This window comes from Lysinibacillus sphaericus, assembly GCF_006864135.1.
GTDB lineage: Bacteria > Bacillota > Bacilli > Bacillales_A > Planococcaceae > Lysinibacillus.
Map to the genome: position 1 here is coordinate 21215 of NZ_SADV01000007.1, position 14225 is coordinate 35439.

At 37.6% G+C, this 14225-nt stretch carries 10 protein-coding genes; 9 read left to right on the forward strand and 1 reads right to left on the reverse strand.

Annotated features, from left to right (window positions below):
* The first annotated feature begins 32 nt into the window (after positions 1–32).
* The 7 genes from C7Y47_RS10500 to C7Y47_RS10530 all read left to right on the forward strand — a co-directional run bounded on the left by C7Y47_RS10500 (position 33) and on the right by C7Y47_RS10530 (position 9189).
* Positions 33–554, forward strand: coding sequence for a DUF84 family protein (locus C7Y47_RS10500; protein WP_142508748.1), 522 nt, complete (start codon positions 33–35; stop codon positions 552–554).
* Positions 555–818: 264 nt separating this feature from the next.
* The gene (locus C7Y47_RS10505) at positions 819–1643 is read left to right on the forward strand and encodes a DUF1444 domain-containing protein (protein ID WP_142508749.1); all 825 of its coding nucleotides are present in this window, start codon (positions 819–821) and stop codon (positions 1641–1643) included.
* Complete coding sequence (ytpR, locus tag C7Y47_RS10510; RefSeq protein ID WP_142508750.1) at positions 1640–2254, forward strand: YtpR family tRNA-binding protein; 615 nt, start codon at positions 1640–1642, stop codon at positions 2252–2254. The genes C7Y47_RS10505 and ytpR overlap by 4 nt, the downstream gene beginning before the upstream one ends.
* 543 nt (positions 2255–2797) lie before the next feature.
* A complete protein-coding gene (locus C7Y47_RS10515) occupies positions 2798–6397 on the forward strand; it encodes a DNA translocase FtsK (protein ID WP_255505124.1) in 3600 nt (1199 codons plus the stop codon).
* 227 nt (positions 6398–6624) lie between these two features.
* A complete protein-coding gene (gene murC, locus C7Y47_RS10520; RefSeq protein ID WP_142508751.1) occupies positions 6625–7938 on the forward strand; it encodes a UDP-N-acetylmuramate--L-alanine ligase in 1314 nt (437 codons plus the stop codon).
* Between the two features lie 109 nt (positions 7939–8047).
* Positions 8048–8554 carry a DUF948 domain-containing protein gene (locus C7Y47_RS10525; protein WP_142508752.1) on the forward strand — a complete coding sequence of 169 codons (507 nt, stop codon included), beginning with the start codon at positions 8048–8050 and terminating at the stop codon, positions 8552–8554.
* Positions 8555–8688: 134 nt separating this feature from the next.
* Entirely contained in the window at positions 8689–9189 is a 501-nt protein-coding gene (locus C7Y47_RS10530) for a YtxH domain-containing protein (RefSeq protein ID WP_053485032.1), read from the forward strand.
* 51 nt (positions 9190–9240) lie between these two features.
* Here C7Y47_RS10530 and C7Y47_RS10535 read toward each other — a convergent pair whose 3' ends face one another.
* Positions 9241–11394, reverse strand: coding sequence for a cell division FtsA domain-containing protein (locus C7Y47_RS10535; protein WP_142508753.1), 2154 nt, complete (start codon positions 11392–11394; stop codon positions 9241–9243).
* 336 nt (positions 11395–11730) lie between these two features.
* On the opposite strand from C7Y47_RS10535, the gene C7Y47_RS10540 reads away from it, so the two are divergent.
* Positions 11731–12816 (forward strand): bifunctional 3-deoxy-7-phosphoheptulonate synthase/chorismate mutase, encoded by a 1086-nt coding sequence (locus C7Y47_RS10540; RefSeq protein WP_132357238.1) that lies wholly within the window; start codon positions 11731–11733, stop codon positions 12814–12816.
* Positions 12817–13168: 352 nt separating this feature from the next.
* Positions 13169–14173: a catabolite control protein A gene (gene ccpA / locus C7Y47_RS10545; RefSeq protein WP_142508754.1), complete on the forward strand. Its 1005-nt coding sequence runs from the start codon at positions 13169–13171 to the stop codon at positions 14171–14173.
* Positions 14174–14225: the final 52 nt, after the last annotated feature.

A 14225-nucleotide genomic window follows, 5' to 3' on the forward strand; every position in this document is an offset into this window, starting at 1 on the left:
CTTTTTCTATGTGAGGAAAGAGGGATTAGAAAATGAACATAACTATTGGAACAACAAACAAAGCAAAAACAGAGGCAGTTGAAGTTATTGCTGGAAAATATTTTGATAAACCAAATTTTACTTGCGTTAAGGCTGCTTCACAAGTATCCGATCAACCGATGACTCATGAAGAAACACGATTGGGAGCAATAAACCGTTCGAAAAACGCAATCAAAGAGACGGGTGCCCAATTATCGTTTGGATTAGAAGGTGGAGTGACTGAAATTGATGGTGTTATGTACGTTTGTAACTGGGGAGCACTTACAGTATCAAATGGCACAACTTATACAGCTGCTGGCGCACAAATTATATTACCAGAAGAAATTGCCCAGGAAATAAGAGCTGGGAAGGAACTTGGGCCTGTAATGGAGCACTATACACAACGCCGAGATATCCGACAAGGAGCGGGAGCTGTAGGAGTTTTCACACAAGGATTAGTAAGTCGTCAGATGATGTTCGAGCATATAGTTTCGCTTCTTATTGGCCAATATTTATTCACATTAGCACATGACTAGTTTCTGTTGATTAGTGATAATGGAATGGTGAAGTTGCAACTTTAAAATAATTTTTTTAAAATAGGAAAATATAAGATAATTTACATGAGATGACGAAAATCGTTCATTCGGTTAAGATTAAATAATTGGATAGTTTTGAACAGAACGGTTCACGAACGTGTGAGCCGTTTTCTCTTCACTAAACTTCTTTCAGCAATTATTTTCTGTACCGAAAGCGGTCATTACGCAAAAATAAATTAATTTAGAAGAAAGGATGTGAGCTAGGTGAAACAAATTAAATCAGAACAACTTGTGACCCTATTAAAACAACATTTGAATGAGGAAAAGTTTGATTTTGAATTTGATAAAAAGCACGATAAATTACGCCTTAACCATAAAAAAATTGGTAAAGGGATGGAGCTATCTCTACCAGGCATTTTAGCAAAATATAATGACAAGCAAGGGGCTGCAATCGATGAAGTTGTTTATACAATCGAGCAAACCTTTAATGCTATGGAACAAGAAATGGAACAAGGATTCCAAGCTATTACAAAAATTTATCCAGTTATTCGCGCAACATCCTACCCTAAAGCCTCGAATGAGGGGCATGCATTCATTACTACTGAACATACAGCTGAAACACGTATTTTTTATGCGCTTGATTTAGGAAAAACCTATCGTTTTATTGATGAATCCATGTTAGAGGTACTACAATTAACAGTAGAGCAAATTCGTGAAATGGCACGATTTTCTGTAAAGCAACTGCCAACAGTTTATAAAAAAGATGAAGTTGCAGGGAATATTTTTTATTTTGTTAATGCTAATGATGGCTACGATGCAAGTCGTATTTTAAATGAAAGCTTTTTGAAAGAGATGCAGACTAACATTGAAGGTGACATGACGTTATCTGTACCACATCAAGATGTATTAATAGTAGGTGATATTCGTAATGAAACAGGGTATGATGTATTAGCGCAGATGACGATGCATTTCTTCGCTGTCGGTACTGTACCGATTACGTCATTATCTTTTATTTATGAAGACGAGGAGCTAGAACCGATCTTTATATTAGCAAAAAACCGAGTTAAAAAGGAGCAAGAGAAACAATGAATGTATTTTACAACAAAGAGCATGTAGGAGATGTATTGCTAGTACAATTAGCAACAGAATCAATCGTGAAGACAGAGTTAGAACGTGCGGGTGATATCGCTATATTAAAGGAAGCACAAACGGGAGAAATTAAAGCATTTAATTTATTTAATGCTAGCAACTATATTCAAACTGATGCAAAAGGTCTAGTTGAAGTTACTCCAGAATTAGTAGAACAACTTGAGGCAGCTATATCAAAAAATGGAGCTGTAATCAGCCTTGATGTAGATTTTTCTCCAAAATTTGTTGTAGGTTATGTAGAAACGAAGGACAAGCATCCAAATGCTGATAAATTAAACATTTGTTCTGTAAACGTAGGTGAAGAAACATTACAAATTGTATGTGGCGCGCCAAATGTGGAAGCAGGTCAAAAGGTTGTTGTTGCAAAAATTGGTGCAGTGATGCCTTCTGGAATGCTAATTAAAGAAGGTAATTTACGTGGTGTTGAATCATACGGTATGTTATGTTCAGCACGCGAATTAGCAATACCAAATGCACCTTCTGAAAAAGGGATTTTAGTATTACCGGAAGATGCGATAACTGGTAGTGCGTTTGAGGCACCAACAAGATAAAGCCTTCGGAAGCACTGTTTAGCTGTGCGAAAGCGCAGCGACAGCAACAAATGTTTTCTGTGCGAAAGCGCAGCGACAGCAACAAATGTTTTCTGTGCGAAAGCGCAGCGACAGCAACAATTTGCTAAGTGAAAATTGATTATATGTACTTAAAATCGTTATGCTACTATTATGCTAGTAACATAACGATTTTTTTATCTAGAATGAGCCTCTTAATGCAAGTTTCTATTACATTTTTATGGTATGCTTTTTGTTATAGACATTTAACTTCTTTCAGCAAGTATTTTCTGTAGCGACAGCAACAATTGTTTTTTTGTACCGAAAGCAAAGCGTCAGCTACAGAAGTCTCCTACCTCTATAGGTAGTGAGATGAATGCAGATTTAGGCTACTTTTCAGCGGGTGTCCAAATACCCGCTGAAATAGAGGGCCTCAGTCTAAGAACGCCACGTCCTGTGGCAACGACTGAGTGACTGACATCATGCCGAGGCATAATTGATTTAGTTAATGCTATAAATGAAGTGTAAGAGAAATGAGTGAACAATGTGAATTGGTTAAAAAAACAAATGAATAAATTTTTAAATAAAGATGATAATGATTACGAATATGAAGAGTTTTATGAAGACTATGAAGAAGAACAATCACAGCAGTTGCATTCATATAAAGAAACGACCATAGCAAAACAAAAAACTTTTCGTTTTCCGTTAATTGAGGATGAGGAATTTTCAGCTTCACCATCACCATCATCAAAGGCAGCATTCAATCAAATGGATGATGCTTACTCCGGACAAATTGAAGATTTATCGCTACCGAAGCATTTAAATAATCATATTGTAGATTCGAGTCTTTACGATATTGAGGTTTCAGGTATTCGAGATCTATTAGCAAATCGGACGAAGAGAACTGGTAGAACGACGATTACACGAAGTCAGCCTGAACAGGAGAATCGTTCAAAAGCAAGTCTTGTTTTTCGAGATGCGCAAAATGAATTACCGACGTCACCTAAAGTTACGAATTATCAATTAGAAAAAGCAGATGAAAGTGTTTTAATCGAAAATCGCAAGCGTTTTGTACCAAGTGATGTTCCGTCACCAGTCTATGGTTTTTCTAGGCCAAGTCCAATTGAGCAATTATTAGAGAAACGGAAGGAAGAGCACGACAAGAAAGAGTTAGCAATACCTACAGCCTCTGAGTCTTTAAAAGAAGCGACAACAAATGAGGCTATTGAAAATATACTAGAAGAAAAAGAGCCTAGCGCAGTTCGGAAAGATGAATCTGAACAGCTTGAAATCACTGGAAAAATCGAAGTACCTGCTAAGCAACGGATTACTTTTGAAGATAAATTAACAGGCGAAACAAATCATCATAGTGATAAAACGACGACGGAATTACCTGTACCGCAAACAACTTCTTTTGCCGTAGAATTTGAAAATCAAATGAAAGAAGTCGTTCAACATGAGCTGAATATTGAACAACTTTCATCTGACCAATCAGAAATCCATGTAAAAGAAGTAGTCGTAGAACAAGTACAAATCGAAAATTCGACCATCCACATTGGTGAAGTTACAGTAGTCCAGCCACCAATAAAGGAAGATGATAAGCAAGATGTGTTGCAAGAACAGTCTTTAGAAGAACTACCTTTAGAAGAGCAATCTGTAGAAAAGAAAGAAAAAAGTGGCATTCCATTTAATGTTTTAATGCTAAAAACTGATAAAGAGAAATGGAGAATCCAACAGCAATTTAAAAATATGAAGTCGACATCAACAATTGTTGACATAAATCAAGAAAAACAGGAACCTTCATCTGAGCTTATTCATTCGGAAGTAGAACAGCACATAGTGACATCTGAAAAAGACCAAATTCCACAATCTATAGATTTAGGGGTTAGCGAGTTAGAGATGGACAATAAAACAGCTCTACAGTTGACGAAGGAAAACGAGGTTTCTATTGAAAATACTATTCCATCCGAAAAAGACCAAATTCCACAATCTATAGATTTAGGGATTAGCGAGTTAGAGATGGACAATAAAACAGCTCTACAGTTGACGAAGGAAAACGAGGTTTCTATTGAAAATACTATTCCATCCGAAAAAGACCAAATTCCACAATCTATAGATTTAGGGATTAGCGAGTTAGAGATGGACAATAAAACAGCTCTACAGTTGACGAAGGAAAACGAGGTTTCTATTGAAAATACTATTCCATCCGAAAAAGACCAAATTCCACAATCTATAGATTTAGGGATTAGCGAGTTAGAGATGGACAATAAAACAGCTCTACAGTTGACGAAGGAAAACGAGGTTTCTATTGAAAATACTATTCCATCCGAAAAAGACCAAATTCCACAATCTATAGGTTTAGAAATTAGCGAGTTAGAGATGGACAATAAAACAGCTACACAGTCGACGGAAGAAAATGAGGTTTCTATTGAAAATACTGTCCCATTAAATGCTGCAACAGAAAGTGTATCAGTCATTACAATGGCACCAGTCAGATCAATGTCTAACGTTTCGACATTAGAAAAAACAGTGATTGATGTAGAAAGCTTCGACGAAATTTCAGCGACTACCGAAATGGAAGTAGAAACGGCTACTGAACAGAAGCTTACTACCGAGAATATAGATATTCCCGAGGAAAATTCTATTGATACTGAGAAGTTTCCAGAACAACCTGCCATATTAGATGAAACATTTGTGGAGGTTCAAGTACAGGAAACGCCTCGGAAGCCTGTTCATGTGTATCAAAAGCCAGATGATGAGTTTTTAGAGCCACCTGAGGAAAAAACACAAGATACTGAGTGGATGGAGCAACAGGGAGATACATTGGTCGAAGCTTTGTCTTATTTCCAAGTCTCAGCTCAAATAGAATCTATTATGCAAGGACCTGCCGTGACACAATTTGAAATAACTGTGAGTCATGGTACAAAGGTTAGCAAAATCCGCAATCTTTCAGATGATTTGAAGCTTGCATTGGCAGCGAAAGACATCCGCATCCAAGCACCGATTCCTGGGAAGAGCTCAATTGGCATTGAGATACCGAACCGTGTATCTCGCGCTGTGCGATTATCGGAAGTGACAAATAGTGCTTCTTTCCTCGAGTCAGATTCACCGTTAGAAGCAGCATTGGGTCTGGATTTAACAGGGAAGCCTGTAACCATTGATTTACGAAAAATGCCACATGGATTAATTGCCGGAGCCACAGGTTCTGGTAAATCGGTTTGTATCAATTCAATTTTGGTTAGTTTATTATATAAAGCTGCACCACATGAATTAAAGCTGATGCTTATCGATCCTAAAATGGTAGAATTAGCACCGTTTAATCATATTCCGCATTTAGTTAGCCCGGTCATCACCGATGTAAAGGCTGCTACAGCTGCACTGAAATGGGCAGTGGAAGAAATGGAACGTCGTTATCAGTTATTTGCGCATGCGGGCGCACGTGATATTACACGTTATAATGCAATTGCGGATAAAAATAATGAACATAGCTTAAAATTACCGTATATTCTAATTGTCATTGATGAATTGGCAGATTTAATGATGATGTCTCCTGCAGATGTAGAGGAGGCGATTTGTCGTATTGCCCAAAAGGCACGTGCTTGTGGTATCCATTTAATTGTTGCAACTCAAAGACCGTCTGTTGACGTTATTACAGGGCTTATTAAATCAAATATTCCTACACGTATTGCTTTTGCGGTATCTTCACAAATCGATTCACGTACAATTTTAGATGCACAAGGTGCAGAAAGATTGCTTGGACGAGGCGATATGTTATATTTAGGTAATGGTATGTCTGCTCCTGTTCGTTTGCAGGGGACATTTGTGACAGATGATGAAATTGAAGCAATTATTGAGCATGTTCGTGAGCAAGGAGAGCCTGATTATATATTCGATCAAGAGGAACTTTTAAAGAAGACGGAGGTTTCCGCTGAGCAAGATGAACTGTTCGAGGATGTGTGTAGATTTGTCTATGAGCAAGGAGGAGCCTCTACTTCCTTAATTCAGCGCAAATACCATATTGGCTATAATCGTGCTGCTCGTTTAATCGATATGTTGGAATCACATGGCTTTGTGTCTGAGGCACGTGGCAGTAAACCACGAGAAAGTTATATTACAGAAGAAGATTTAATTGCTATGTTTGAATAAGAATTACATTGTTTTCGTATAGATTATCTTATTCACGTCGAAATTAGTATTTTTAGAAAAGTTACACATTTATCCTAATGCATAAATAGTGCTATAATAGACGAGATATGATGATTAGTACGTATTTTTTAGTACTTACAAAGGTATTAATACCTAATAATGGGTGGAAAATACGATACACCTAATAGATGATAGAAGGGATATTGAATTCCCGGGGGGTTTAATTAATGACAGTTTTTCATTTCACAGGCATTAAAGGTTCTGGCATGAGTTCACTTGCACAAATCTTATTTGATGCTGGTGAACAAGTACAGGGCTCAGATGTTGATAAATATTTCTTCACGGAACAGCCGTTACGTGATCGTAATATTCCAATTTTTACATTTAATGCAGATAATATTAAAGAAGGTATGACAGTTATTGCAGGGAACGCATTTCCTGATGACCATCCTGAATTAGAGCGTGCTCGTGAAATCGGAGTAGAAGTTATTCGCTACCATAAATTTTTAGGTGAATATATCGGTAATTATACGTCGATTGCTATTACTGGTGCACATGGTAAAACATCTACAACAGGCTTGATGGCTCATGTTGTAGGTGGGTATAAACCAACTTCTTATTTAATCGGTGATGGAACTGGAGCTGGACATGAAAATGCTGACTTCTTTGTGATGGAAGCATGTGAATACCGTCGACACTTTTTAGCGTATAATCCCGATTACGCTGTAATGACTAATATTGATTTTGACCATCCAGACTACTTTGCAAACATAGAGGATGTTTATTCAGCATTTCAATCATTAGCACTACAGGTTAAAAAAGCAATTATTGCTTGCGGTGATGATGAACATCTACAACGTATTCAAGCAAAGGTGCCTGTTGTTTATTACGGTTTTGGGGCTGAAAATGATTTTGAGGCTCGTAATGTTGAAAAAACAACTAAGGGTACAAAATTTGATGTATTTGTCCGCAATGAATTTTATAGCACATTCTTTATCCCATTATTTGGGGATCATGCGGTATTAAATACTTTATCTGTTATTACACTTTGCCAATATGAAGGTATTTCACCAGACATCGTTCAAGAACGTTTAAACACATACAAAGGTGTAAAAAGACGTTTTACAGAAACGAATATTGGGAATAATGTTTTAATAGATGACTATGCGCATCATCCAACTGAAATCCGTGCAACGATTCAATCAGCACGACAAAAGTTTCCGAATCGTGAGCTAGTAGCTATTTTCCAACCACATACATTTACACGTACACAAGCTTTTTTACAAGATTTTGCAGATAGTCTAAGTCTTGCGGATACAGCATATTTATGTGATATTTTTGGCTCTGCAAGGGAAACACAAGGCGCACTTTCAATCCAAGATTTAGCGTCATTAATTGAAGGCAGTGCAGTGATTACCACTGAAGGAATTAAAGTGTTAATAAAGCATAAGGACGCAGTATTTTTATTTATGGGCGCTGGCGATGTTCACAAATTCCAAGATGCTTTTGAAGACGTGCTTAAGAACAACGAAACAGCTTAGTCCGCAAGGAATAAGCTGTTTTTCTCAAAATGAGAAGGAATTCAGTTTTTTTTGTCGAAGATAAGGAAAGTAATAGTAAAGAGAATTTTTACTTGCGGGAGGTCTAGTTATGGAAGTTATTTTGTATATTGCAGCAATCATTGCAGCAATTGGTTTTTTAATTTTTTGTGTGAGCGTTGGGATGACATTATTTTCGCTCAAACCAATTCTTAACAGTTTAGCTGGAACATTATCAGGTATTGAAGGACAAATGGAAGGTATTACACGTGAAACGACTTCCTTACTATCCAAAACAAATAGCTTGGCAGAGGATATTCAAGAAAAATCTGAACAGTTAAATTCCGTTGTTCATGCAGTCAAAGGAATTGGAGACTCTGTGAATGGTTTAAATACATCTGTACAGCAAATTACTTCTTCAATTTCTAAAACTGTGGAACAAAATGAAGAAAAAATTGCACAAGTTGTTCAATGGAGTAATGTTGCAATGGGCATTGCAGATAAGTGGAAGAAACGCAAAATTATTGATCAGGCCAATGAGGTGATTCAAGAAGATGTTTATTCTTCTGAATCAGAGCAGTTGGAAAAATCGAAAAGAAAATGGGGCCGTAAAAAATAATAATTATTCGGTAGGCATTAAATGTCAACGGAATAAAAATAAAATTTTAGGCATATGTTGTAGAATGCATCCGCGAAAGCAGATGGACAACCAGTCTAAGCAAATTAGATAATGAGATGGGGAGGAATTGTTGCATGACAACACAAAAGCCAAATTATAATGAAGTGAAGGAACAACAACTTGAAAGTTCATTGCCACAGCTTTATCAACCGCAAGAGTCGATCTATGAAGAGGAGCGAGTGAACATGAAGGATTTTGTTATTGGGGCATTAGTTGGGGGTATAGTAGGGGCAGCTGCAGGCTTATTGCTAGCTCCAAAATCAGGAAAAGATTTACGTAGCGATGTAGCAGTACAAGCTGTTAACTTAAAAGATAAGAGTGCAGATTTCTCGACAACTGCTAAAGATAAAACGGTTCAATTATCTAAACAAATTCAAGAACAATCTACACAATTAGTAGAGAAAGTAAAAACATTAAAATCAGCAAAAGCACCAACTGTTTTTGACGATGGTACTGTTTCTTTTGAGGGTGAAGAACCACTGGAAGATTTCATTCCTAGTGAAGAACCTAAAGCAGAGGATGCTAGTGAAAAAAAGGAACAAGCTGAAGAAAAAAGTGAAGAAGTTCGCGCTTAATAGATAAAAGGGATACGTTACATCTTATCAACGATGTAACGTATCCCTTTTTTAAGATATGGGCGCTTTTTCTAGTAAAATCTCCAATTTATCCCCGCCGAAAATCTCCATATCAAAGCTTGCCGGTTGGCCATTTCGTAAAATTGTAAAATTACCTTTAAAAGTAGTAGGTAGTTGCCAATTAGAAAAACGGAACACATCCTGGTATATCCAACGACTTCGATCTTTTTCTTTAAATGAAATTATTGCTCCATTTGGAACAGTTGAAAGAGGTGATACCACTACATGATTAACGAGAACTTCGTTGGCCATCTTTTTCAGCTCTAACACCTCGTTTTGAAAATGGATGATCATTTTATCTTCAAGTAAAACATTCATTTGGTCAGCAATCCGTTGAACAGTAGGGAATGTTGGTTGCTGAAATGTAAGTACATCACCATCTTGGACAGCATATGACATTTTAGCTGGTTTACCATTAATCATTAAATGAGCTGAAAACTCTGGTAAATACAGTAGTTTTCCGTCCACTTGAATATAAAATGACTCAAATTGTTTTACTAACTCCCAATTATTTGTGAGCTTAAATACATCCTCGACTGTTTCAGCTATTTCAAACATTACAACATCACGATCATTTAATGTGCTATCGAGTGATGTCGGAGAACCATTAACAGTTATTTGTGGTTCGATGACATATTTTGTATGTTGAATTGTAATTGTTTTAATGGCAGCATCATCTACAATATCTCTTACCGTAGCATTAGCTGGCTGACCGTCTTGGCCTTCAATTAGCTGGATAGCATCGCCTGTTTTAATCATCGTTTTTGTGGATGCCGGATGACTATTCACTAAAATTTCTGCCGGTTGACCGTGACCCCCAGGGATGAAAATATCTTGTCCATTAACATTCACTGATAATCCATGACCCGGTTTTCCATATAATTGCTTTGCTCGAATATTGGCTGCTAAAAATGCATCTGCAACGGTCATTTCTTTTAATTCAAAAAGGCGAACTACTTGTTCATTGACAGTGAGACTCATATATTGAATAGGCATTTTTTTTGCTGCAATGGCGATACCGATTGGGGTCACCAATTCAGGAGATGCTTTAATATGATTTTCCCTCGTTAAGTTTTGAATGGCGTCAATCCCTCGAACGGCAATGCGATTGGCAGGTAAATCTAGTACTAGTCCAAGTTCAGTTGTAAGATTTGGCGTTAAGCTACCTCCACCGACAAGCATTACCGCCTTAGGAGCAGTCTGATTATTAAGGCGTAAAATTTCTTCTCCAATAGCTTTTGCGAGTTGCTTAACAGCAGGTTCGATTGCTTGAAGAACCTCTTGTTTCGGATAATATTGATCAAAGCCTAAAATATCCTGAATTAAAATGTCTTCTTCTGTTTGCAGTTGACGCTTCGCTTCTTCAGCAACAGGGAAGTCGAGTAAGTAATGGTCACTTAAAGCCTCTGTTATTTCGTCACCAGCTGTTGGTACCATGCCATATGCGACAACAGTGCTTTTATCAGTAATGGCAATATCAGATGTACCAGCACCAATATCAACAAGTGCCACATTTAAACGACGCATTGTTGGGGGGATAAGTACATTAATAGCTGCAATAGGTTCTAAAGTTAGTGCATCCATCTCTAAATCCGCGCGTTTAAGAGCCGCGATAAGTGATTCTACGACAACTCGTGGCAAGAACGTAGCAATAACTTCAATTTGTGCTTCATCCCCTTGCTGATCGAGTAGGCTACCAATTTCTTCGCCATCTAAACGGTAGTATAAAACTGAATAACCAACGCAATAATAGTGGCTTATTTTAGCGTCTTCTTTATGTTGAAGAAGCTGTTGCTGTGCCTGTTGAACAGCTTGCAGTTCTAAACGACTTATATCTTCCTCCGTAAAAATTGGTCGATTACGTATATTGATCGTCACGCTTGCTTGTTCTGTTTTTAATGAGCGACCAGCCGCAGCGACGCTCACTTTTTTTAAAGGACCATGCTTCTCTTCAAGTTCATGTTTAATTTCATTGATTAAATCTGCCACATACATGACATTATGTATTTGACCATCAACCATGGCGCGTTCTTTATGTTCTTTTATCAAGATGTCTTCCACGTGAAAGCAGTCATTATCTTCAGCTAAAATAATGCCTACTACAGAACGTGTACCGATATCAAGTGCAAATAATTTTGAACTCAATGTACTCGCTTCCTTTCTCGTAATATGTTAACTTCTTTCAGCAAAATTCGGCTGGCATAGAGGAACTCAGGCTAAAAACTTCACAAACTGTGAAAACGCCTGAGTGACCAATATCGTGTTGGCATAAAGCCTCTGGCGGATGTCACGAATCGGAAAGGAGTCTTTGTACTCGCTTCCTTTCTCAAAATATGTTAATATAATTTAGCGAGTTGAAGCGCTAAATTAAAAATGCGTGACATTCTGTGCAACATTGATTATAATGTTGCTAATATCTAAAAATGTAACATACATTTCAGAGTTCTGAAAGTGTCTGTCGTGAGGAGAGGAGCAAGAAACATGAGCCAAAAAGATTTAGAAAGCTTACGTAGTCAAATAGACGGTTTAAACTTAGAAATTCTTCGTCTAATTAACGAACGTGCAGCAGTAGTTGATGAAATCGGTAAGATTAAAGAAAAACAAGGTGTGAATCGCTATGATCCATTACGTGAACGCCATATGCTTGATCTTATTAAAGAGCACAATCAAGGTCCGTTAAACCAAATGACGGTTGATTATATATTTAAGCAAATCTTTAAAACAGCTTTAAAACAACTTGAAGCGGATAAGAAAAAAGAATTACTTGTTTCTCGTAAGAAAAAATCAGAAGATACTGTCATTAATGTGAATGGTGAGCTAATTGGCCAAGGAAAACCATCTTTCGTATTTGGACCTTGTGCTGTAGAATCATACGAGCAAGTAGCAGCAGTAGCAGCATCTATTAAAGCAAAAGGTGAAAAGTTAATTCGTGGCGGCGCTTATAAACCACGTACTTCCCCATATGACTTCCAAGGTCTTGGATTAGAAGGACTTAAAATTTTGAAACGAGTGTCAGAGGAATACGGTTTAGGCGTTATTACGGAAATCGTTACACCAGGTCATTTAGAGGAAGCTTTAGATTACATTGATGTTATCCAAATTGGTGCACGTAATATGCAAAACTTCGAATTATTAAAAGCAGCGGGTGCAACAAATAAACCTGTACTTTTAAAAAGAGGCTTAGCGGCGACAATTGATGAATTCATTCACGCAGCAGAATACATTATGTCTAAAGGAAATGAGAACATCATTCTATGTGAGCGTGGTATTCGTACTTACGAAAAAGCAACTCGTAACACATTAGATATTTCTGCTGTACCAATTTTAAAACAAGAAACGCATTTACCAGTATTTGTAGACGTAACGCATTCAACAGGTCGTCGTGATTTACTATTACCATGTGCTAAGGCAGCAATTGCTATTGGAGCTGATGGCGTTATGGCAGAGGTGCATCCAGATCCATCTGTAGCACTTTCTGATTCACAACAACAAATGGATATCCCAACATTTGATGCTTTCTACGAAACACTACAAAAATTCATGAAGAGCCATGAAATCAATGCTTAACTTCTTTCAGCGGATGTCCAAACACTCGCTGAAATAGAGGAACTCAGTCTAAGAACGCCATGTCCTGTGGCAACGACTGAGTGACCAACATCGGTGCTGTTGTCGCTGCCGCTTCGCTTTGCTTAAGCACAAAGCCGATGCCAGACGCAATTATGCCGGGGCATAATTGATGTGTTGATAAACACCGCTTGCTTTAATCGGCAGGCGGTGTTTACTATATAATGACAAAATAATGACTAGAAAAGTACTATTTGTACTTGGTTTTTCTTTTCATGTACATACTGCTTCTTGAAAAGAATATCAAAATTATCGTATGATAAGGCTATAAAAGGAAAAAAGGGAGGCACGTGCGATGACTGTTACAATTTATGATGTTGCAAGAGAAGCAAATGTTTCTATGGCAACGGTCTCTCGTGTAGTCAATGGTAATCAAAACGTAAAACCGGCAACACGGAAAAAAGTATTAGAAGTAATTGAACGATTAGAGTACCGTCCAAACGCAGTAGCGCGTGGATTAGCAAGTAAGAAAACAACAACAGTTGGCGTGATTATCCCGGATATTGCAAACAATGTTTATGCGGAGCTGGCACGTGGTGTAGAGGATATTGCAACAATGTATCGTTACAATATTATTTTAGCCAACTCAGACCAACATGAAGATAAAGAGCTTCAGTTACTGGATACAATGCTAGGAAAACAGGTTGACGGTATTGTTATGATGAGTGATGAAGTAACTGAAAAAATGCAACAAACTATGGATCATTCACCTGTACCAATTGTGCTTGCAGGTTCAGTAGATGAATCGCAAACAATTGCGACTGTTAACATTGATTATTTCCAAGCAGCTTATGAGGCGATTACATTACTCATTCAAAATGGCCATAAGCGAATCGCTTTCGTAACAGGTCCGCTTACGTATACTATTAATGGAAAATTCAAACTTGAAGCTTATAAAAAAGCCTTACAAGACGCAGGTTTACCTATAGATGAATCACTAATCGCTGCTGAAGAATCGAGCTATGATATGGGCTTAGAGGCTTGGGAAGCATTATCCTCACTTGAAAATCCTCCAACTGCTTATTTTGCAGGTAGTGATGAATTAGCAATTGGATTAATTCATGGTGCACAGGATGTAGGCAAAGATGTACCTGAGGATATCGAAGTGATCAGCTTTGAAAATTCAAAATTAGCACGCATGGTTCGCCCACAGCTAACAAGTGTCGCATTACCACTGTACGATATCGGAGCTGTTGCAATGCGTTTGCTGACTAAATTGATGAACAAAGAGCCTGTTGAGGACGAAGCGGTTATTTTACCTCATCGTATTGAACATCGACAGTCTGTCAAAAGTAAATAACAGTAATTAACACGTAAATCTGAAAATGGATTTGCGTGTTTTTTTATAGACG